21 protein-coding genes are annotated in these 19,660 nt (G+C 69.8%); 9 read left to right on the forward strand and 12 right to left on the reverse strand.

Annotation, left to right across the window (positions count from 1 at the left end; genetic code table 11):
• Positions 1 to 120 precede the first annotated feature (120 nt).
• From H4F99_RS08180 to H4F99_RS08220, 9 genes are all read left to right on the forward strand, one after another.
• Positions 121 to 651: a DUF6580 family putative transport protein gene (locus H4F99_RS08180; protein WP_182669250.1), complete on the forward strand. Its 531-nt coding sequence runs from the start codon at positions 121 to 123 to the stop codon at positions 649 to 651.
• Positions 652 to 654: 3 nt separating this feature from the next.
• The gene (locus H4F99_RS08185; RefSeq protein WP_182669251.1) at positions 655 to 1,209 is read left to right on the forward strand and encodes a cob(I)yrinic acid a,c-diamide adenosyltransferase; all 555 of its coding nucleotides are present in this window, start codon (positions 655 to 657) and stop codon (positions 1,207 to 1,209) included.
• Between the two features lie 19 nt (positions 1,210 to 1,228).
• Positions 1,229 to 2,158, forward strand: coding sequence for a histone deacetylase family protein (locus H4F99_RS08190; protein ID WP_182669252.1), 930 nt, complete (start codon positions 1,229 to 1,231; stop codon positions 2,156 to 2,158).
• 106 nt (positions 2,159 to 2,264) lie between these two features.
• On the forward strand, positions 2,265 to 4,664 hold the full coding sequence (lptD, locus tag H4F99_RS08195) for an LPS assembly protein LptD (protein ID WP_182669253.1): 2,400 nt from the start codon (positions 2,265 to 2,267) through the stop codon (positions 4,662 to 4,664).
• On the forward strand, positions 4,661 to 5,998 hold the full coding sequence (locus H4F99_RS08200; RefSeq protein ID WP_182669254.1) for a peptidylprolyl isomerase: 1,338 nt from the start codon (positions 4,661 to 4,663) through the stop codon (positions 5,996 to 5,998). The genes lptD and H4F99_RS08200 overlap by 4 nt, the downstream gene beginning before the upstream one ends.
• A 1-nt stretch (position 5,999) precedes the next feature.
• On the forward strand, positions 6,000 to 6,989 hold the full coding sequence (gene pdxA / locus H4F99_RS08205; RefSeq protein ID WP_182669255.1) for a 4-hydroxythreonine-4-phosphate dehydrogenase PdxA: 990 nt from the start codon (positions 6,000 to 6,002) through the stop codon (positions 6,987 to 6,989).
• 219 nt (positions 6,990 to 7,208) lie between these two features.
• Positions 7,209 to 8,000, forward strand: a complete 792-nt coding sequence (rsmA, locus tag H4F99_RS08210; protein ID WP_182669256.1) for a 16S rRNA (adenine(1518)-N(6)/adenine(1519)-N(6))-dimethyltransferase RsmA — start codon at positions 7,209 to 7,211, stop codon at positions 7,998 to 8,000.
• 46 nt (positions 8,001 to 8,046) lie between these two features.
• Positions 8,047 to 8,430, forward strand: a complete 384-nt coding sequence (gene apaG / locus H4F99_RS08215) for a Co2+/Mg2+ efflux protein ApaG (protein WP_182669257.1) — start codon at positions 8,047 to 8,049, stop codon at positions 8,428 to 8,430.
• A 13-nt stretch (positions 8,431 to 8,443) separates the two neighbouring features.
• Positions 8,444 to 9,349 (forward strand): symmetrical bis(5'-nucleosyl)-tetraphosphatase, encoded by a 906-nt coding sequence (locus tag H4F99_RS08220; RefSeq protein ID WP_182669258.1) that lies wholly within the window; start codon positions 8,444 to 8,446, stop codon positions 9,347 to 9,349.
• On the opposite strand, the gene H4F99_RS08225 is transcribed toward H4F99_RS08220, so the two are convergent.
• The 12 genes from H4F99_RS08225 to H4F99_RS08280 all read right to left on the reverse strand — a co-directional run bounded on the left by H4F99_RS08225 (position 9,346) and on the right by H4F99_RS08280 (position 19,532).
• Positions 9,346 to 9,843: a dihydrofolate reductase gene (locus H4F99_RS08225; RefSeq protein WP_182669259.1), complete on the reverse strand. Its 498-nt coding sequence runs from the start codon at positions 9,841 to 9,843 to the stop codon at positions 9,346 to 9,348. The two genes, H4F99_RS08220 and H4F99_RS08225, sit on opposite strands and share 4 nt — an antisense overlap.
• 11 nt (positions 9,844 to 9,854) lie before the next feature.
• A complete protein-coding gene (locus H4F99_RS08230) occupies positions 9,855 to 10,649 on the reverse strand; it encodes a thymidylate synthase (protein ID WP_182669260.1) in 795 nt (264 codons plus the stop codon).
• A gap of 3 nt (positions 10,650 to 10,652) precedes the next feature.
• Positions 10,653 to 11,534, reverse strand: a complete 882-nt coding sequence (gene lgt / locus H4F99_RS08235) for a prolipoprotein diacylglyceryl transferase (protein ID WP_182669261.1) — start codon at positions 11,532 to 11,534, stop codon at positions 10,653 to 10,655.
• A 70-nt stretch (positions 11,535 to 11,604) separates the two neighbouring features.
• Positions 11,605 to 12,105 (reverse strand): TPM domain-containing protein, encoded by a 501-nt coding sequence (locus H4F99_RS08240; RefSeq protein ID WP_182669262.1) that lies wholly within the window; start codon positions 12,103 to 12,105, stop codon positions 11,605 to 11,607.
• A 7-nt stretch (positions 12,106 to 12,112) separates the two neighbouring features.
• Positions 12,113 to 13,036: a TPM domain-containing protein gene (locus H4F99_RS08245; protein WP_182669263.1), complete on the reverse strand. Its 924-nt coding sequence runs from the start codon at positions 13,034 to 13,036 to the stop codon at positions 12,113 to 12,115.
• 4 nt (positions 13,037 to 13,040) lie between these two features.
• Positions 13,041 to 13,679, reverse strand: coding sequence for a LemA family protein (locus tag H4F99_RS08250; RefSeq protein ID WP_182669264.1), 639 nt, complete (start codon positions 13,677 to 13,679; stop codon positions 13,041 to 13,043).
• A 98-nt stretch (positions 13,680 to 13,777) separates the two neighbouring features.
• The gene (locus H4F99_RS08255; RefSeq protein WP_182669265.1) at positions 13,778 to 14,512 is read right to left on the reverse strand and encodes a TerC family protein; all 735 of its coding nucleotides are present in this window, start codon (positions 14,510 to 14,512) and stop codon (positions 13,778 to 13,780) included.
• Between the two features lie 41 nt (positions 14,513 to 14,553).
• Complete coding sequence (locus H4F99_RS08260) at positions 14,554 to 14,934, reverse strand: diacylglycerol kinase (protein ID WP_182669266.1); 381 nt, start codon at positions 14,932 to 14,934, stop codon at positions 14,554 to 14,556.
• A gap of 95 nt (positions 14,935 to 15,029) precedes the next feature.
• A complete protein-coding gene (locus tag H4F99_RS08265; RefSeq protein WP_220481086.1) occupies positions 15,030 to 16,058 on the reverse strand; it encodes an isoaspartyl peptidase/L-asparaginase family protein in 1,029 nt (342 codons plus the stop codon).
• An 89-nt stretch (positions 16,059 to 16,147) separates the two neighbouring features.
• Positions 16,148 to 17,383, reverse strand: a complete 1,236-nt coding sequence (locus H4F99_RS08270; protein ID WP_182669268.1) for an ABC transporter permease — start codon at positions 17,381 to 17,383, stop codon at positions 16,148 to 16,150.
• Positions 17,380 to 18,072 carry an ABC transporter ATP-binding protein gene (locus tag H4F99_RS08275; RefSeq protein WP_182669269.1) on the reverse strand — a complete coding sequence of 231 codons (693 nt, stop codon included), beginning with the start codon at positions 18,070 to 18,072 and terminating at the stop codon, positions 17,380 to 17,382. The genes H4F99_RS08270 and H4F99_RS08275 overlap by 4 nt, the downstream gene beginning before the upstream one ends.
• Positions 18,069 to 19,532: an efflux RND transporter periplasmic adaptor subunit gene (locus H4F99_RS08280; protein ID WP_343064171.1), complete on the reverse strand. Its 1,464-nt coding sequence runs from the start codon at positions 19,530 to 19,532 to the stop codon at positions 18,069 to 18,071. Before H4F99_RS08280 ends, H4F99_RS08275 begins: the two co-directional genes overlap by 4 nt.
• Between the last annotated feature and the right edge of the window lie 128 nt (positions 19,533 to 19,660).

A 19,660-nucleotide genomic window follows, 5' to 3' on the forward strand; every position in this document is an offset into this window, starting at 1 on the left:
GCGCTATGCTATCCGCTTCCCACGTCCACGCCACGTCGTCGCACCATGAACCGCAGCGCATCCCCCACGACCGTCCCGTCCCGCGCATCCACGAACGGGATCTTCTCCGCCGGACCTCTGGTGCTTGCCGCGCTGATCCTCGGTGCCGCGCTGACCCGGGTCTTGCCGCATCCGCCCAACTTCTCGCCGGTGGTCGCGATCGCCTTGTTCGGCGGCGCCTACTTCGCCTCCCGCCAATGGGCGTTCATCGTCCCGCTCGCCGCGATGCTGCTGTCCGACCTCCTCCTCGCCACGATCAACGGCGGCCTCTACGCAAGCTGGTTCAGCGGCGCGGGCATCTGGCTGGGCTACGGCTGCGTCGCCGCGATTACCGCGATCGGATTCGGCCTGCGCGGCAAGGTCGGCGGGGCCCGCGTGCTGGGGTTCGCGATCGGCACTTCGCTGCTGTTCTTCATCGTGAGCAATGCCGGCGCCTGGCTGACCGACCCCATGTATCCGAAAACACTGGGGGGACTGGGCCTCGCGTATGCCGCCGGCATCCCGTTCTTCCAGTGGACGGTCCTCGGTACGCTGTTCTACGCAGCCGTGCTCTTCGGTGGTTTCGCGCTGCTGCGCAGCCGCCTGCCGGCCCTCCAGGCACGCACCGCCTGAGCCATGGGCAATCGCCTGTCCAGGATCTACACGCGCACCGGCGACGACGGCAGCACCGGACTGGGCGATGGCAGCCGTACCGGCAAGGATTCCGCGCGGGTCGCGGCCTATGGCACCGTGGACGAAGCCAACTCCTGCCTGGGCCTGCTGCTGGCCTGCGACCTCCCCGATGACGTGCGCGCACTGCTGACCGCTATCCAGCACCAGCTGTTCGACCTCGGCGGAGAACTGTGCATCCCCGGCCATGCGGCCATCGGCGCCGCGGACGTCGAGCGGCTCGAAGTGCATCTCGACCGCCTCAACGAGGACCTGCCGGCCCTGAAGGACTTCATCCTCCCCGGTGGCGGCGAGGCGGCAGCACGCTGCCATGTGGCCCGCACGGTGGTCCGTCGCGCCGAACGCGAAGCGGTGGCCCTGTCCCGGGTGGAAGACGTGCGCCCCGAGGCCGTGCATTACCTCAACCGCCTGTCGGACCTGCTGTTCGTGCTGGCCCGCGTACTCGCCCGGGCCAGCGGGCACGGCGAGGTGCTCTGGAACCACGAGCGGCGCAGGGCCTGACCGGCGCGGGGTGGACCCAATGCGCATCTACAGCCATCCCGACTGCCTCCTACACGATCCCGGCGCGGCCCATGCGGAGCGCCCGGCCCGGCTGGCCGCGGTGACCGAGGCGCTCGGGGCGGCCTTTCCCGATCTCGACTGGCATACCGCGCCCTGCGCGACCCGCGGACAGTTGCTGCGCGTGCACGATGACGCCCTGCTGGCGTTGGTGCTCGACACGCCGCTGCCGCATGGGGAACGCGTCGCGCTGGACCCGGACACGGTCCTGGGCCCGCATTCGGCCGATGCCGCGTTGCGCGCGGCCGGGGCCGGCGTCGCCGCGGTAGACGCAGTCCTCGGCCACGGCCCGCGGCGGGCCTTCTGCGCGATCCGCCCCCCCGGCCACCACGCGACGGACACCGCCCCCATGGGGTTCTGCCTGTTCAACAGCATTGCCGTGGCCGCGGCGCATGCCTGCGAGCGGCATGGCCTCGCGCGGGTCGCGGTGGTGGACTTCGACGTGCACCACGGCAACGGGACCCAGGCGATCTTCCGCAGCGATCCCCGTGTCATGTACCTCAGTTCGCACCAGATGCCGCTGTACCCCGACACCGGCCACGTCCACGAGCGCGGCGTGGGCAACGTCCTCAATGCCCCCCTCGCGTGCGGCGACGGCAGTACGGCGTTCCGTGCGGCGTGGGGGGAGCGCCTGCTGCCGACGCTGGACGCTTTCAGGCCTCAGCTGCTGCTGGTGTCCGCGGGCTTCGACGCACACCGCCTGGACCCGCTCGCCGGCCTCACCCTGGACGCGGACGATTTCGCCTGGCTGACCCGCGAACTGGTAGCGATCGCCGACCGCCACGCGAGTGGGCGCGTGGTGTCGATGCTCGAAGGCGGATACGACCTGCAGGCCCTGCGGGAATGCAGCGTCGCCCACGTGGGGGCTTTGCGCGAGACGCCGCCCGCCTGAGCGTCCCGGCCCCGCCAGATGAACGAGCCCCCCTGGCCGTGCATTGCCGCTCCACGGGCGATGGGGCAAGCTAACCGCCGCTCTGCCACCACCGCCGGATGACCGCGTGCGCCAAACCCTCCGCCTCTTGCCTCTGTCCCTGTGCATCGCGCTGGCGCTCCCGGTGCAGGCCGCCGAGGACGAGGAAGACTGGAGCCTGTGCCCGGTCGGCGACGCAGTACCGGCGTTTGACGACGCCCCGGAAGCCACGACCGGGCCCGAGGCGCGACAGGACGCGCCCACCGACATCGAAGGCGGCCACCTGGAACGCGAGGCGACGGGCGAGAACATCATCGTCCAGGACAACGTGCGCCTGACCCGCGGCGACCAGTTCCTGCATACCGACACCCTCAGCTTCCACGAGGAAACCGGCACCTACACCGCCGAAGGCGGCGTGCGGTACCAGGATTCCGGGATGCGCATCGTGGCCGACCATGCGGAAGGCAACCAGAACAACGACCGCCACGTCATCAGCGATCTGCGTTACCAGCTGATCGACCGTCGCGGCAACGGCGGCGCCGATCGGATCGAACTCAACGGGGCCCAGGGCGCCCTGGTCGGCTCCACGTACACCACCTGCCCCCCTGGCGAGGAAAAGTGGCAGCTGCGCGCCCACCGCATCGACATCGACACCGACGAAGGCATGGCGGTGGCCCGGAACGCCGTCCTGCGCGTCGGCAACGTGCCGGTGCTGTATGTCCCGTGGTTCATGTTCCCGACCGACGACCGTCGCCGCAGCGGCCTGCTGTATCCGTCGATCTCGATGTCCAGCCGCGACGGGTTCGACTGGGAGCAGCCGATCTACTGGAACATCGCGCCGAACTACGACGCGACGTTTTTCCCCCGCATCATGACCGACCGCGGCCCGCAGCTCGGCGCCGAGTTCCGCTGGCTGTACCCGCAGGGCGAGGGCGAGGTCTACGGCGAGTGGATGCCGCACGACCGGCTGCCGTCCCGCGATCCCGACGATTACTTCTTCCTCCCCAACGGCACCCCGATCCCGGGCGCCACGTTGCCCGAGGATGACCGCGGCCTGTTCCGGCTGAAAGCCACCCACAACATCGACGCCGACTGGCTGGGCGGCAGCTGGCATGCGCGCGCCAACCTGGGCTGGGTCAGCGATACCCATTACCTGGACGACTTCAGCAACAGCCTGTTCGGGCGCTCGGCGTACGCGATGACCAGCAGCATGGGCCTGTTCGGCCGGGGTCGCTACTGGGACGCCGGCCTGATGGCCGACCACCAGCAGCTCACCGACTACACCGTCAGCGAGAGCAGCCTGCGCTTCGACCGGCTCCCGCGCGCCTACTTCAACTGGGAGCAGCCCCAGGGCCAGTGGTTCGAGACCGGCCTGAACGCCGAGGTCGTCCGCTTCCAGCACGAAGTCGACCTCAAGGGCGGCGGTACCCGGCTTGACCTCAAGCCCTGGGTCAGCATGCCGCTGGAAGGCAACAGCTGGTTCGTGCGCCCCACCCTCGCGTGGCGTTACACCGGCTACGAGCTGGACGACACCCTCGCCAACCGGTTCGGCGACGCATCGCCCAGCCGCAGCATGCCGATCACGTCGATCGACGCGGGCCTGTTCTTCGACCGCGAGACCCGCATCGGCGGCGAGAACTACCTGCACACCCTCGAGCCGCGGATCTACTACCTGAACGTCCCCTACCGGGACCAGAGCGGCATCCCCAGCTTCGACACCGCCCCGATGACCTACAGCTGGGGCCAGCTGTTCCGCGACAACCGGTACACCGGCGCAGACCGCCAGACCGACGCCAACCAGCTGACCGCGGCGCTGACCACCCGCCTGATCAGCGAGGACGACGGCCGGGAGCGGCTGGCCGCCAGCATCGGCCAGATCCAGTATTTCGACGACGTCCGCACCACCCTGGGCAGCGAGCAGCCCATCGAGCAGGGCAAGTCGGCGTGGATCGCCGACGTCAGCGTGTCCCCCAACGACCGCTGGAAGATCAACGTCGGCTACCAGTGGGATCCCAAGTTCAAGGGCGAGGACCTGGCCAGCGTGCGCCTGCGGTACCTGCTCAAGGACTCGGGCGTCATCAACCTGGGCTACCGCTACCGGCGCCGGCCGACCGACCGCGAGGACCTGCTGGAGCAGGTGGACTTCTCCTTCCTCTACCCGGTCAGCGACAACTGGAGCGTGGTGGGGCGCTACTACTACTCACTGCTGGACGACAAGCTGCTGGAATCCATTGCCGGCGTCCAGTGGGAAGACTGCTGCCTGGCAGTCCGCCTGATCGCCCGCCGCTACGTCCGCAACCGCGACGGCGACCTGGACGACTCCCTGCGCCTGGAGTTCGAGCTCAAGGGCCTCGGCTCGGCCGGCCAGAAGACGGAACGCGAACTGCGCCGTGCTATCCTCGGATACGACCGCGACGACCTCTATCTGGTGCCGCCGTCCCTCATTACCGACGACAACGTCGAATCGTCTGCTGATCCGCTCCTATGAAGAAACTCCTCGCCTGCGCCCTCGTGGCCGCCCTCTCCGCGACCACTGTCCAGGCCCAGCAGGCAACGCCATCCGGCCAGCTCCAGCCCATCGACGGCATCGTCGCGATCGTCGACGAAGACGTGATCCTGCGCAGCGAGCTCGATCGCGCCATGCAGAACATCCTGGCCCAGTACGCCGGCCGCGAAGCGCAGCTTCCGCCGCGTGACGTGCTGGAACGGCAGGTGCTGGAGCGCCTGGTGCTGCTCAAGCTCCAGGTGGCCCGCGCGGAAGCCTCGGGCATCCGCACAAGCAACCAGGAAGTGGACGCGGCGATCGCCAACATCGCCGCCCAGAACAACATCAGCCTCGACCTGCTGCGCGCGCAGCTCGTGCGCGACGGGACGTCCTACGAGGAGTTCCGCAGCTCGATCCGCGACGAGCTGCTGACCCAGAAGCTCCGCCAGAGCTACGCCCAGAGCCGCGTATCGGTCAGCGACGGCGAGATCGACGCCGCGCTGGAAGCGCAGGCCGCCGGCGGCGTCCAGTACCACCTCGCGCACATCCTGGTGGCGCTGCCCGAGGGCGCGACCCCGGAGCAGATCGCGGTCGCGCAACGCAAGATCGAAGGCGTGAAGGGCCTGCTGGACCGGGGTGAGATGGACTTCGCCGCCGCGGCGGTCCGCTATTCCGACAGCCCCAACGCGCTCGAGGGCGGCGACCTGGGCTGGCGTTCCAGCGACGAGATCCCCAGCGCCTTCATCCAGCTGGTCAGCAACATGGCGCCCGGCGAGGTCAGTGATCCGCTGCGCGGCCCGTCCGGCTTCCAGCTGCTGCAAGTCGTGGAGAGCCGCAACGCCAGCGAGGACAGCAGCGCACAGACCGTCACCCAGTACAAGGCGCGCCACATCCTGATCCGCGTCGACGAGGACACCTCCGATGCCCAGGCCAAGGCCCGCATCGATACGCTGGCCGCGCGGCTGGCAGGCGGCGCCGATTTCGCCGAACTGGCGGGCGAGGAATCCGAGGACCTGAACAGCAAGGTGCGCGGTGGCGACCTCGGCTGGTTCAATGCCGACCAGTTCGGGTACGAGTTCGGGGCGCAGGTCACCGGCCTGGCCGACGGCGAAACCTCGGCGCCGTTCCGCAGCTCCACCGGCTGGCACATCATCGAGCGTACCGGCAGCCGCCAGACCGACGTCAACGCCCAGAACCGGCGCAACCAGGTGGCGGACACGATTGGCCGGCGCAAGCTGGAAGAGGAGTGGAACCGCTACCTCCGCGAGCTGCGCAGCGAAGCCTATGTCGACCTGCGGGTCGGCCCGCAGGCCACCGACGGCCCCACCGGCAGCTGACATGCGGGCACCCCGGCTCGCGCTGGTCCCGGGTGAGCCGGCCGGCGTCGGGCCGGAACTGTGCGTCCGCCTGGCCCAGCGTCCACGCGACCACGCGCTGACCGCCTTCGGGGACCCGGACACACTGCGCGATGCCGCGGCACGCCTCGGCCTGCCGCTCGAGCTGACCGACCCGCGGGACCCCGGCACCACGCCCGGCACGCTGGCCCTGCAGGAGGTTCGCAACGCGCGCGCCGCATCGCCCGGGCGCGCCGACCCCGCCAACGCCCGCGCGGTCATCGACGCCCTGCTCGATGCCGCCGCCGGCTGCCTCCGCGGCGAGTTCGACGGCCTGGTGACCGGCCCGGTCCACAAGGCGACCATCAACGAGGGCGGTATCGCCTATACCGGCACGACCGAACTGCTGGCCGACCAGGCCGGCCGGGAGGTGGTGATGATGCTGGCCAACGACATCGTGCGGGTCGCGCTGGCCACCACCCACCTGCCGCTGCGGGACGTGGCCGATGCGATCACCGCCGAGCGGCTGGCTCGCCGGCTCGACGTCCTGCACCAGGCCCTGCGCCAGGACTTCGGCATCGCCGACCCCGTGATCGCGGTGTTGGGGCTGAATCCCCATGCGGGCGAAGCCGGCCACCTCGGCCAGGAGGAGATCGAGGTGATCGAACCGCTGCTGGCGGAACGTCGCGAGGCTGGCATGCGGCTGGTCGGGCCCCTGCCGGCCGACACCGCCTTCCTGCCCGGCAAGCTCCGGAGCTTCGATGCGGTGCTGGCGATGTACCACGACCAGGGCCTGCCGGTCCTCAAGTACAGCGGCTTCGAGCAGGCCGTGAACATCACCCTGGGCCTGCCCTACCCCCGGGTCGCGGTCGACCACGGCACCGCGCTGGACCTCGCTGGCCGCGGCATCGCGGATCCCTCCAGCCTGTTCGCCGCCGCCGACACCTGCGCGCGCATGGTGCGCGGGCGGGCTGCGGTCCGCGGCCGAAGCTGAGTCCATCCAACCACGACCCCGTCACGGGGACGTCGGCGGCCGGCGAGGGAAATGCGCCCGCTCTCGCGACTGCCAACGACACCGCGGTGGTCGGCGGGGGCTTGGGCCGGCGGGACCGTATGCGGCATGGATGCCGCATACGAGCCTACATGGATGTATTTACGGCGTGTCCCGCTGGCCCAAGCCCCCGGCGGCCCCCACGACGCTACACTTCCCGCCATGACCGCCTCCCATTTCAAGGATCCGCCGAAGAAGAGCCTCGGCCAGCACTTCCTGCACGAACGCGGCATCATCGACCGCATCGTCAAGGCGGTGAATCCCGCGCCGGAAGACCGCCTGGTCGAGATCGGCCCCGGACAGGGCGCGATCACCTTTCCCCTGCTCGACGTGCATGGCCGCCTGACCGTGATCGAGTTCGACCGCGACCTGATCTTCCCGCTGACCGAGGCGGCGCGCGCGCACGGCACGCTGCGGGTGATCCATCGGAACGTGCTGGAGGTCGATTTCACCGCGCTCGCGGGCGAGGAAGGGCCGCTGCGACTGGTGGGCAACCTGCCCTACAACCTGTCCTCGCCGATCCTCTTCCATGCACTGGAACATGCGGCAGTGATCCGCGACATGACCTTCATGCTGCAGAAAGAGGTGGTCGACCGCATGGCCGCAGGGCCCGGCAGCAAGGTCTACGGCCGGCTCAGCGTAATGCTGCAGGCGTGGTGCCGCGTGACCCCGTTGTTCAACGTCCCGCCGGGCGCATTCCGTCCCCCGCCCAAGGTCGACTCGGCGGTCGTGCGGCTGGTCCCGCGGCCCGCGGGCGAGGTCGGCATCGACGACCCGGTCCGTTTCGCCGACATCGTCCGCGACGCCTTCGGCCAGCGTCGCAAGACGTTGCGCAATGCGCTCTCCCGGCAATGTGACGCCGAGGCGATCGACGCCGCCGGCATCGACCCGGGCACGCGTGCCGAACAGGTGCCGGTGGATGCCTTCGTCCGGCTCGCGAACCGCCTGTCCTGAACGCCCCGCCTGCGCGAACTCCCCCGCGCGCCGGTACACTGTCCCGATGAACCACCCCGCTGAATACGCCCTCGAGATCGCCGTCGCGACCCGTTACCTCGACGACCAGTCCGAACCCGAGCAGGACCGTTACGTCTTCGCCTATACCATCCAGATCCGCAACACCGGATCGGTTTCCGCGCGCCTGCTTTCCCGCCACTGGATCATCACCGACGCCAACGGCAAGGTGCAGGAGGTCGAGGGCGAAGGGGTCCTGGGCGAGCAACCGTGGCTCCGGCCCGGCGAGGATTTCGAGTACACCTCCGGGGCCATGCTGGAAACCGACCTTGGCACCATGGAAGGCCGCTACCAGCTCATGGCGGACGATGGCACCTCGTTCGAAGCGCCCATCCCGGCCTTCACCCTGACCGTGCCCCGCACGCTGCATTGACGGGGCGGTCGGCATGAGCATCTGGGCCATCGGCGACCTGCAGGGGTGCTACGACGCTACCCAGCGCCTGCTGGAGAAGATCGCGTTCGATCCCGCGCGCGACCGGTTGTGGTTCTGCGGCGACCTGGTCAACCGCGGCGGCCAGTCGCTGGAAACCCTGCGGCTGGTGCACTCGCTGCGCGAGCAGAGCGTGGTGGTGCTCGGCAACCACGACCTCTCGCTGCTGGCGATCGGCCAGCGCAGCGAGGAGGAGCAGCGCAAGGTCAATCCCGACCTGCAACGCATCGTGCTCGCCGAGGACCGCGACGTCCTGCTGGAGTGGCTGCGCATGCAGAAGCTCTGCCACGTGGACCGTGACCTCGGCTGGATGATGGTGCATGCCGGGCTGGCCCCCAAGTGGACGCCCTCCATGGCCGAGCGCCATGCGCGCGAAGTGGAACAGAAACTGCACGGCGACCAGTACCAGCGTCTGCTGAAGCACATGTACGGCGACGGTCCGGCATGGAGTCCCCGCCTCGGCGGCATGGACCGCATGCGCGCGATCATCAACGTGATGACACGGCTGCGCTACTGCACGCCGCGCGGTCGCATTTCGTTCGAGGAAAAAGGCACGCCGGGCACCCAGCCCGCCGGCCTGTACCCGTGGTTCGAAGTACCCGGCCGTGCCGAGCGCGACCTGAAGATCGTCTGCGGGCACTGGTCGACCCTGGGCCTGTTCGTCGGGTATGGCGTGCATGCGCTTGACACCGGCGCGGTCTGGGGCGGCACGCTGACGGCACTGCAGTTGGACAGCGATGAGCTGCGGATCGTGCAGGTGCCCGGCCGCGACACGCCCGCCGCCGTCCCGCGCAAGCGCCACAAGCCACGTCCGGACGACGGCAACCGGAACCGCGGCGGCGAGCGCGCCAGACGGGCCTAAAGGCCCGCGCGTCGATAGTCGACGAACTCGAACGCGAAGGCATGCTTCGCGTCGGCGTCGTGTGCCTCGCGCCATTCCACCCTCCAGTCGGCAGGATCGAAGCGCGGGAACCAGGCGTCCGCACGCTCGACTTCGGTATCCACGTGGGTCAGCCGCAGGCGCGCGGCCAGCGGCAGGCAGAGCGCATAGACCTCGCCGCCCCCGATCACGCACAGCTCCGGATCGCCGGCGGCCGCCCCCCGTGCTTCGTCCACCGAGGCAACCGCCTCCATGCCTTCGAACGGCACGGTCCCGCGCCGGGTCAGCACGAGGTTGCGCCGACCCGGCAGCGCGCGCCCCAGCGACTCGGCGGTCCTGCGGCCCATCAGCAGCGGCTTGCCCAGAGTGACGGCCTTGAAGCGCTTCAGGTCGGCCGGCAAACGCCACGGCAGATCATTGTCGCGACCGATCGCGCGGTTGCGGTCGAGCGCGGCGACCAGCACAAGGTCCGTCATTTCGATCCGGCCTACACCGCCACCGGCGCCTTGATGGCCGGGTGCGGGTCGTAGTCCTCGATCGCGATGTCCTCGTAGCGGAAGCCGAAGATGTCGGTCACATCCGGGTTGAGGCGCAGCACGGGCAGCGGACGCGGCGTGCGCGAGAGCTGCTCGCGCGCCTGCTCGAAATGGTTCGAGTACAGGTGCGCATCGCCGAGTGTATGCACGAAATCACCCACGCCCAGCCCGCAGACCTGCGCCACCATGTGCGTGAGCAGCGCGTAGCTGGCGATGTTGAACGGGACGCCGAGGAAGATGTCGCCGCTGCGCTGGTAGAGCTGGCAGCTCAGCTTCCCGTCGACCACGTAGAACTGGAACATCGTGTGGCAGGGCATCAGCGCCATGCGCGGCAGGTCGGCCACGTTCCACGCGCTGACGATCAGTCGGCGCGAGTCCGGGTTGCGGCGGATCTCGTCGACGACCCAGCGGATCTGGTCCACCTCGCCGCCGTTGCCATCCGGCCAGTGCCGCCACTGGTGACCGTACACCGGTCCGAGATTGCCGTCGGCATCCGCCCATTCGTCCCAGATCGAGACCTTGTGGTCCTTCAGGTACGCGATGTTGGTGTCGCCCTGCAGGAACCACAGCAGCTCGTGCACGATCGAGCGCAGGTGCAGCTTCTTGGTCGTGAGCAGCGGGAAGCCTTCGGACAGGTCGAAGCGCATCTGCCAGCCGAATACGCTGCGCGTGCCGGTACCGGTCCGGTCGCCCTTGTCGCTGCCCTTCTCGAGGACGTGCTGGAGCAGGTCGAGGTACTGGCGCATCGGTCAGGCTCCGCGGCCGGGGGACGCAGGCGAGAGCACGGGGGCGCCGCGTGATTTCCAAAGCAGGAACAGGCCCAGCAGGACCAGCGGCAGGCTCAGGACCTGGCCCATCGTCAACCAGCCGAACGCCAGGTAGCCGAGCTGCGCATCCGGCACGCGGACGAATTCGACGAGGAACCGGAACGCGCCGTACAGCAGCGCGAACAGGCCCGACACGGCATACCGCGGTCGGGGCTGGCTGGAGAACCACCACAGCGCGACGAACATCACCAGCCCCTCCAGTGCCGCCTGGTAAAGCTGCGACGGATGGCGCGCGAATGCGTCCAGCGCACCGTTGGCATGCAGCTCGCGCAAGCGCTCCATCGGGAGCCCGGCGAAGCGTTCCGGCAGACCGTTCGGGAAGACGACGCCCCAGCCCGCGCCGGTCTCCTTGCCCCACAGCTCGCCACCGATGTAGTTGCCCAGTCGCCCGAAGCCCAGCCCCGGTGGCACCAGCGGCGCGACGAAATCAATGACGTCGAAGAAGTGCAGTCCATTGCGCCGCGCCCACCACCAGGACGCGACCAGTACGCCGATCAGGCCCCCGTGGAAACTCATGCCGCCCTGCCAGATGCGGAACAGCATGAGCGGGTCCTCGAGCAGGGCTTCGAACCCATAGAAGAACACCCAGCCCAGGCGTCCGCCGAGCACGACACCGAGCATGGCGTAGAAGAGGAGATCGCCGAAGCCCTGCTCGTCCACCCCGGGCAAGCGCCCCGCGCGCACCCGTATGCGACCCAGCCACCAGGCCGCCAGGAAACCGAGCAGGTACATGATCCCGTACCAGTGGACGCTCACGGGCCCGACGTGGAAGGCGATCGGGTCGATCTGGTGCAGGACGGTCATGCGGACGACGCGCTCCGGTTGGCGGGAACCCGCCTATTGTGCCCCAGCCGCGTGCGCTTCCGGGGTGCGATCACAGCAGGTGCGGATCGTCGGGGAGTTCGTTCGTATCCGCCTCGTCCGCCTCGCGGGGAAAGTGTCGGGCGGCCAGGTCAGACAGCGCCTCGATCGCCTCGACCACGGCGGCGTCCGCATCGCCCGCCCGCAGCCTGTCGGCCATGCGTTCGCAGACGCCCCGCCACTGTGCATCGCTGACCCGCCCGTCAAAGCCGCGGTCCGCGACGATCTCGATACGGTGGTCGGCCAGCAGCAGGTACAGCAGCACGCCGTTGTTCGCTTCCGTATCCCATACGCCGAGCCGTGCGAACACCGCCTGCGCCTCCGCGCGCGCGTCCACGCCCGCCCACACCGCCGCGGGGGACAGCGCGGACTCCACGGCGAAGCAGATCTCGGCGCGATGGCGACGCTCGCCGGCCACCACGGCGGCGGTGATGCGCTTCAGGCGATCCTCGGGGAACAGGCGCCGCGAGGAAGGCGCGAACAGGTGGCGGAACAGTCGGCCCAGGCGTGCCATGGTCACCTCACCAGCTCCCGGAGGCGCCGCCGCCCCCGCTCATGCCACCGCCCCCGGACCAGCCGCCGCCGAACCCACCGGAGGACCCGCCTCCCCAGCCGCCACCGAGTCCCGGGCCGCCGAAACCACCCCAGCCACGGTCGCGCGCGTAGCGTCCACCTCGCCCACCTCCGCCTCCACCGCCGAGGCCCGCGATGCCGACGAGGAAACCGACCAGTCCGCCGAACCCGCCCACGAGCCACGCCGAAGAGAGCCACCACGCGGCACCCGCGGACAGCCCGCCGCCGATCACGCCGCGCGGCACCGCGGGCAGCCGGGCCAGCATGACCCGGGCCAGTTGCGCGACGAAGAACGCCGCCACCAGCCCGAGCAGCCAGTTCCCGGAGCCAGGCCTCCGGGGCTCCGGCGCCATCGGCGCGGGCAAGGGCTCGCCCTCGATCAACCCTGCCAGCACCGCGCTGGCGTCACCGATTCCCCCCGCGTAATCCCCCTGTCGGAACTTCGGCACGAGGTACTCCTGGATCACCCGGTGCGCGGTCGCATCCGGGATGGCGCCCTCCAGTCCGTAGCCGACCTCGATGCGGACCCGCCGGTCGTCCTTGGCGACCACCAGCAGCACGCCGTCGTCGACCCCCTCGCGCCCCAGCCTCCACGCGTCGAACGCCCGGACCGCGTACTGTGCGATGTCTTCCGGCTGGGTACTCGGCACGATCAGCACCTGCAGCTGGCTGCCCTTGCGCCGCTGCAGGTCCCGGGCTCGGGTCTCCAGCGCCTGCCGGGCAGCAGGATCGAGCGTCGCGGTGGTGTCGACGACCGGGGAGTCCAGCGCAGGCAGCGGTGCCAGCGCCTGCGCGGCGGCCGGCCCGGGGCTGCACAGCGCCAGCGCGGCCACCAGCCAGACGACGACCGCGCTGACCCCTGTCGGGCGCATCGGCTCAGCCGCCGGGTGGCGTGTTCTGGCCGAAGTCGACGGTCGGGGCCTGCTGGATCTCCGCCTCGTTCTCCACGCTGAAATTCGGCCTGCGATCGTAGCCGAACACCATCGCCGTCAAGTTGGTCGGGAAGCGGCGGATGTAGGTGTTGTAGTCCTGCACGGCCTGGATGTAGCGCTGGCGCTCCACCGTGATGCGGTTCTCCGTGCCTTCAAGCTGCGCCTGCAGTTGCAGGAAGTTCTGGTCGGCCTTGAGCTGGGGATAGTTCTCGCTGACCAGCAGCAGGCGGCCGATCGCGCTCTGCAGCTGCCCCTGCGCCTGCTGGAACTGTTCCAGAGACGCCGCGTCGCTGGCATCGACATTGATGCTCCCGACCTTCGAACGCGCCTCGGTCACCGCGGTGAACACCTGCTCTTCGTGCGCGGCGTACCCTTTCACCGTCGCCACGAGGTTCGGCACGAGGTCGGCGCGGCGCTGGTAGACATTCAGCACCTGCGACCAGGCGGCGTCGACCGCCTCGTCCTTCTGCTGGATGGTGTTGTAGCCGCAGCCCGCCAGCACCAGGGCCATGCAGGCCACGACCAGGCCCCTCAGGAGCGCGGGCCCCCGCGCGAAGACGCGTGCAGTACGGGTGGCATCCATGGCGGCGATCCTCGCGAAGCGGACGATGCTGCCGATTGCACCACCACGCCGCTGCCCGTGCAACGGCGTGCCGTCACGCGCCCCTCACCTGCCGGCGGCTAGACGCGGCCGAGGCGTTCGCGCTCGCGTCGCTTGGCCCACAGGTTCAGGCACTCGACCAGCGCCGAGAACCCCATGGCCCCATAGATGTATCCGCGCGGGATGTGCTGGTCGAAGCCCTCGCCGATCAGGTAGATGCCCACCAGCACGATGAAGGCCAGCGCCAGCATCTTGACGGTCGGATTGTGGTCGATGAACTGGCCGAGCGGACGGGCCGCGAGCAGCATGACGCCCACGGCCAGCAGGATCGCGAACACCATGATGATGCGCTCGTCCGCCAGGCCCACCGCGGCGATCACCGAATCCAGCGAGAACACGATGTCGATCACCGCGATCTGCGCGATGACCATGCCGAAGGACGCGGCCGGGCGCGCGTGGACATCCTCGGAGTCGGGCTCGCCGGCGATGAGATCGCGGATCTCCATGCCGCCCTTCACGAGCAGGAAGCCGCCACCGACGATCAGCACGAGATCGCGCATCGAGATGCCCTGGCCGAACACGCTGAACAGGTCGTGCGTCAGCCCCGCCAGCCACGCCAGCGTCAACAGCAGGCAGATGCGGGTGACGCAGGCCACGGCAATGCCGAACTTGCGCGCGACCTCGCGACGCTGCGGCGGCAGCTTGCTCACCGCGATCGAAATGAACACCAGGTTGTCGATGCCCAGCACGATCTCGATCGCGCTCAGCGTGAGAAGGGTGATCCAGGCGTTCGGATCGGTCAGCAGTTCAAACACGGGTCCGGGGCTTCCGCAGCAGATTCAGCAGGGTGCCAATTCTAGAGCAGGCGGGGCAGGAGGATGAGGCCCCAGACCAGGAGGACGTTCATCATCATCGCGAACACGGCCGCCGAGCCCATGTCCTTGGCCCGGCCTGCGAGGACGTGGTGGTCGTCGCCAAAGCGCGCGATCACCGCCTCGATGGCCGAATTCAACAGTTCCGCGCCCAGCACCATGATCAGGCTGCCGATCAGCAGCGCACGCTCCACGCCGCTGGTGCCGAGCCAGGCGCCCAGCGGCGCCAGCACCACGAACAGATAGACCTCCAGCCGGAACGAGGATTCGTGCAGCCAGGCGGCCTTGAGCCCCTGCATCGACCACACGGTGGCCTTGAAGACGCGACCGGGGCCGCGGGGAAGGTGTCCGAACTCGTCGGCCATGGCGCCTCTCTCGGGTAACGGGAAGGAAGCGCCGGCACCGGGCCGCCGCGCGACGCGCGCAATTCTGCCACAGGCAGGTTGCGACTCCGCGACGCTCAGTCGTCTTCTTCGTGGATGGCGGTGCCGCGGCTGCCGTCGGGATGGATCCACCCCCGGAACATGCTGCCGCTATTGAACGGCATGGCGATGTTGCCCTCACGGTCCAGGGCGATGGCGCCTCCGTCGCCGCCTGCCGCCGGGACGACGCGGTTGACGACCTCGCCGGCCGCGTCCGCGAGCGTATCGCCACGGTAGGCCACCCGCGCGCAGATATCGTGGGCCACCGCGTTGCGGATGTAGAACTCGCCCCAGCCGGTGCCTGACACGCCGCAGCGATCATCCGCCCAGGTCCCCGCCCCGATCACGGGGGCATCGCCCACCCGTCCGAAGCGCTTGTTGGTCATGCCACCGGTGCTGGTCCCGGCGGCAATGTGCCCCTGCCTGTCGAGGGCCACGGCACCCACCGTGCCGAAATACGCGGGGGCATCGTCGGCCAGGACCGCGGCCGGATCGCGGGCCTCTTTCTCGCGCGCCTGCTCCAGTGCGCGCCGACGCTGTTCGGTGTCGAACCACCCGTTGGGCACGCGTTCGATCTCGGGGCGCGTGTCCGCGAACGCTTCCGCGCCCTGCCCGGCCATCATCACGTGGGGGCTGTGCTCCATCACCGCGCGCGCCAGCAGGATCGGGCTGCGCACGGTGCTCACGCCCGCCACCGCACCCGCGCGCCGGGTGTGCCCCTCCATCAGGGAGGCGTCCAGTTCGTGCCCGCCGACCGCATTGAAGACCGCGCCCTTGCCCGCGTTGAAGCGCGGGGACTCTTCCAGCACCCGGATGGCGGCCTGCACGGCGTCGAGGGCGGCGCCTCCGCCGGCGAGAACGCGGTTGCCGGCGTCCAGCGCCTCGTCGAGCGTCGCATGCACCTCACGCAGGTCGTCGTCGCTGAGCGACGCCTTGGGTACGAACCCGGCGCCGCCGTGGATCACCAGGGCGGTCCTGCCCGCCTGCGTCGCCGCAGCCGGAGGGCCGTCCTGGGCCAGGGCGGCGGGAACCAGGGCCGCGAGGGCAAGCGGGAACAGCAGGCGCATCGGTCGTCTCCGTGGGTGCCGACGCAGCATACCCCCCGCTGCCAACGCGGGCACCCTGCCCCATGCCGGCCGAGCGAAGCATGCCGGAGCTACTGCTGCCTCAACGCCTCGATCGGATCGAGTTGCGATGCCTTGCGCGCGGGGTAATAGCCGAAGAAGAGCCCCGTGGCGATGGAGAAACCGGCCGCGAGGCCGATCACCTGCCCGTTCAGCGCAACCGGCAACGAGCCCAGTCGGCCCACCACCAGGGCGCCGACGATCCCGATCGCGATGCCGAGCGCGCCGCCGATCAGCGAGATCAGCATGGCCTCGGCGAGGAACTGCCTGCGCACGTCGGACGGTCCGGCGCCCACCGCCATGCGCAGGCCGATCTCGCGGATGCGCTCGGTCACCGACACCAGCATGATGTTCATGATGCCGATGCCGCCCACGACCAGCGAGATGGTCGCCACCGCGCCCAGCAGCAGCGACATCAGCCGGGTGGTGGCGGTCCGCGTCTCGATGATCTCGGCGATGTTCCGCACGCGGAAATCGTCCTCGGCCCCCGGCTGTATGCGATGCCGCTGGCGCAGCAGGGCCTCCACCTCGCCCTGCACGTAGCCCAGGTCGTCGGGATGCGCCACGCCCAGCGTGATCTGCTGGACCGCACCGGGCGGCAGGGCCATCGCCCCCATCAGGCGGCGCCGTGCCGTTTCCAGCGGCACCAGCATGATGTCGTCCTGGTCCTGCCCCCAGCCGCCCTGTCCCTTCGATTTGAGGGTGCCGGCCACGGTGAAGGGCACGCGACCGATACGGATCGTCTGCCCGACCGCCTCGGCATCGCCGAACAGCTCGCGCCGCACGGTGTCGCCCAGGATCACCGTCTTGGTGCCGGCGCCGTAGTCGCGGGGCTCGAAGGCCGCTCCGGTCGCCATCTCCCACTGTTCGATGGCGAAGAAATCCGGCTGGACCCCCTGCCACTGGCTCGACCAGTTGCGCTCCGCGAACACCACCTGGCTGCCGCCGCGCAAGGTGGCGGCCACGTACTCCACTTCCGGGATCTCTTGGCGGATCGCCTCGGCGTCGTCCTCGTCGATCGTGTAGAAACTGTCGGCACTCATCCGTGCGCCGCCCATGCGACGGTCGGCGCCCGGACTGATGTCCAGCCGGTTGGAGCCCAGGCCCGATACCAGCTTGTCGATCTCGGCCTGGGTGCCCTGGCCCACCGAGACCATCACGATCACCGCGGCGATGCCGATGATCACGCCGAGCGAGGTCAACGCGCTGCGGACCCAGTTCCCGCGCAACGCGAACACCGCGGTGCGGATCACCTCCATGAAATTCATGCGACCACCCCGGCGTGCTCGTGCAGGCGCCCGTCGTGCATCTCCAGGACGCGATCGCAATGTTCGGCGACCCCCGGGTCGTGGGTGATCAACACAACGGTCTGTCCGGTGTCCTGCAGGCGTTTGAACAGCCCCAGGATCTCTTCGCCCGTGCGGCTGTCGAGCGCGCCGGTGGGCTCGTCCGCAAGCAGGATCGAGGGGCGGTTGACCAGGGCGCGCGCGATCGCCACCCGTTGCTGCTGCCCCCCGGACAGCTCGCCCGGGAGGTGGCCGGCGCGCTCGGCCAGGCCGACCTCGGACAGTGCCTCGCGGGCGCGCTCGAGGCGCTCCGGGCGTGGCACGCCGGCGTAGCCCATCGGCATCGCCACGTTCTCCAGCGCACTCATGCGGCTGAGCAGGTTGAAGCCCTGGAACACGAAGCCGATCCTGTCCAGGCGCAAGCGTGCCCGCTGCTCAGCATCAAGGGTGGCGACGTCCACGCCGTCGCACAGGTACACGCCGCTGCTGGGCGTATCCAGGCACCCGATGAGGTTCATGAGGGTGGACTTTCCCGAGCCCGACGGGCCCATGATCGAGACCAGCTCGCCGCGGCCGATCGCCATGTCGACGTCGCGCAACGCGACCACCTCCGCCGGCGTGCCGGCCGAGTACACCTTGCCCAGCCCTTCGGTGCGGATGACCGCGGTCATTCGCGACTCCGTTCGCGCCCGGTCACCACCTGGTCGCCCGCCCGGATGTCCCCGGCGACTTCACTCATGCTGCCGTCGCTCGCACCCACGCGGACCATCACCGTCTGCAGCGTCCCATCGCGCAACACGTACACGGGCGCGCGGCGGGCCGACAGTTCATCGGTGAGCGCCGTGCGCCAGCGGCGGCGCTGGTCGTCGTCGAGCGTGGCCACGAAGTCGGCGAACTGGGCGTCGAGCCGTTCAAGCATGCGTTGCCGCATCGCGCCGTCCAGGCCCGCCGAGCCGGCGGCACCGCCGCCCCGGGGCCCCGGAGGACCGCCCATGACCCGGTTACCGCCCGCGGCGTTGCCGGCCGCGGTCGATGCCCGGGCCGCGCGCGCCGCCTGCACCGCGGCCAGCCCCGCGTCGAAAGCCGACTGCTGCGGCTCCGTCAGGTCGAGGCTGGCCGCGATGCGGGGCAGGCCGTCCATCCAGCCGCCCCGTGCGCCGGGGGCCTGCGCGGGCTCCGCCGCTTCGCCGTCTTCAGGCCGGAAACGCAGCGCCGCATTGCTCACTTTCACCACGTCGTCGCGCTGGTTCACCGCGATCTCGGCGTTGGCGGTCATGCCGGGCAGCAACAGTTGCTCGCCGTTGTCGACCGACACCACGACCGGGTAGGTGATGACGTTGTTGGTGTTGGTCGCCGACAGGCGCACCTGCTCCACCTCCCCGCGGAATTCGCGGTCCGGGAACGCATCGACGGTAAACGCAACGGCCTGTCCTGGCTTGACCTGCCCGATGTCGGCCTCGTCGATCCCCAGCACGATCTCCATCTGGGCCAAGTCCTCGGCGATCTGGAACAGCACCGGCGCCTGCAGGCTCGCGGCCACGGTCTGACCGGGCTCGATGGAACGCGTCAGGACCACGCCGTCCACCGGCGAGCGGATGACGGTGCGGTCGAGGTTCAGCCGTGCGGTCCGCGTCGACGCCACCTGCTGCGCGATCTGCGCGCGCGCGGACGCGACCTGCGCCTGTGCCTGGTCGCGCGCGGCACGGGCCAGGTCGGCGTCGCTCTGGGCGACCAGCTGGCGCCCGACCAGCGCGTTCTTGCGTTCGAAATCGACCTGCGCATTGCGAAGCGTGGCCTCGGCCGTGGCCAGGCTGCCACGCGCGCTCGCCACCGAGGCATCGCCCTGGGCGATCTGGGCCTCGAAGGTGCTGGGGTCGATGCGGGCGATGACCTGGTCGCGCGCCACGCGGTCGTTATAGTCGGCCAGCACCTCGGTGACCTGCCCCGAGATCTGGCTGCCGACATCCACCGTGGAGATCGCCGACAGGCTCCCCGTGGCCGAGATGCCGACCCGGATATCGCCACGTTGCACCTCCTCGGTACGCCAGCCGGACGCCGTCGCGCCCACGTCGCGCTGGAACCAGAACCCGACGGCGGCGGCGACGCCGATCAGCACGACGAGGATGGGCACGCCCCGGCGGCGGATCGCGCGGGAACGGGTAGGCGTGGAGGCGACGGGCATCGGCAGCGGCACGGAGTGGAGATGCCTGGAACAACGCCTGCGCAGCACCGCGGTTGACAGCCCGCCAGCCGGATCGG

This window comes from Marilutibacter penaei, from assembly GCF_014145395.1.
Classification (GTDB): Bacteria; Pseudomonadota; Gammaproteobacteria; order Xanthomonadales; family Xanthomonadaceae; genus Marilutibacter; species Marilutibacter penaei.

Bases quoted from the DNA above. Each gene is read 5' to 3' on its own strand.
- H4F99_RS08225 (WP_182669259.1), bottom strand. From the start codon at position 9,843: ATGACGGACCTTGTGCTGGTCGCCGCGCTCGACCGCAACCGCGCGATC.
- apaG (WP_182669257.1), top strand. From the start codon at position 8,047: ATGAACCACCCCGCTGAATACGCCCTCGAGATCGCCGTCGCGACCCGT.
- H4F99_RS08260 (WP_182669266.1), bottom strand. From the start codon at position 14,934: ATGGCCGACGAGTTCGGACACCTTCCCCGCGGCCCCGGTCGCGTCTTC.
- H4F99_RS08270 (WP_182669268.1), bottom strand. From the start codon at position 17,383: ATGAATTTCATGGAGGTGATCCGCACCGCGGTGTTCGCGTTGCGCGGG.
- H4F99_RS08185 (WP_182669251.1), top strand. From the start codon at position 655: ATGGGCAATCGCCTGTCCAGGATCTACACGCGCACCGGCGACGACGGC.
- H4F99_RS08245 (WP_182669263.1), bottom strand. From the start codon at position 13,036: ATGCGCCCGACAGGGGTCAGCGCGGTCGTCGTCTGGCTGGTGGCCGCG.
- H4F99_RS08220 (WP_182669258.1), top strand. From the start codon at position 8,444: ATGAGCATCTGGGCCATCGGCGACCTGCAGGGGTGCTACGACGCTACC.
- H4F99_RS08240 (WP_182669262.1), bottom strand. From the start codon at position 12,105: ATGGCACGCCTGGGCCGACTGTTCCGCCACCTGTTCGCGCCTTCCTCG.
- rsmA (WP_182669256.1), top strand. From the start codon at position 7,209: ATGACCGCCTCCCATTTCAAGGATCCGCCGAAGAAGAGCCTCGGCCAG.
- H4F99_RS08230 (WP_182669260.1), bottom strand. From the start codon at position 10,649: ATGCGCCAGTACCTCGACCTGCTCCAGCACGTCCTCGAGAAGGGCAGC.
- H4F99_RS08190 (WP_182669252.1), top strand. From the start codon at position 1,229: ATGCGCATCTACAGCCATCCCGACTGCCTCCTACACGATCCCGGCGCG.
- H4F99_RS08200 (WP_182669254.1), top strand. From the start codon at position 4,661: ATGAAGAAACTCCTCGCCTGCGCCCTCGTGGCCGCCCTCTCCGCGACC.
- lgt (WP_182669261.1), bottom strand. From the start codon at position 11,534: ATGACCGTCCTGCACCAGATCGACCCGATCGCCTTCCACGTCGGGCCC.
- H4F99_RS08250 (WP_182669264.1), bottom strand. From the start codon at position 13,679: ATGGATGCCACCCGTACTGCACGCGTCTTCGCGCGGGGGCCCGCGCTC.
- H4F99_RS08265 (WP_220481086.1), bottom strand. From the start codon at position 16,058: ATGCGCCTGCTGTTCCCGCTTGCCCTCGCGGCCCTGGTTCCCGCCGCC.
- pdxA (WP_182669255.1), top strand. From the start codon at position 6,000: ATGCGGGCACCCCGGCTCGCGCTGGTCCCGGGTGAGCCGGCCGGCGTC.
- H4F99_RS08275 (WP_182669269.1), bottom strand. From the start codon at position 18,072: ATGACCGCGGTCATCCGCACCGAAGGGCTGGGCAAGGTGTACTCGGCC.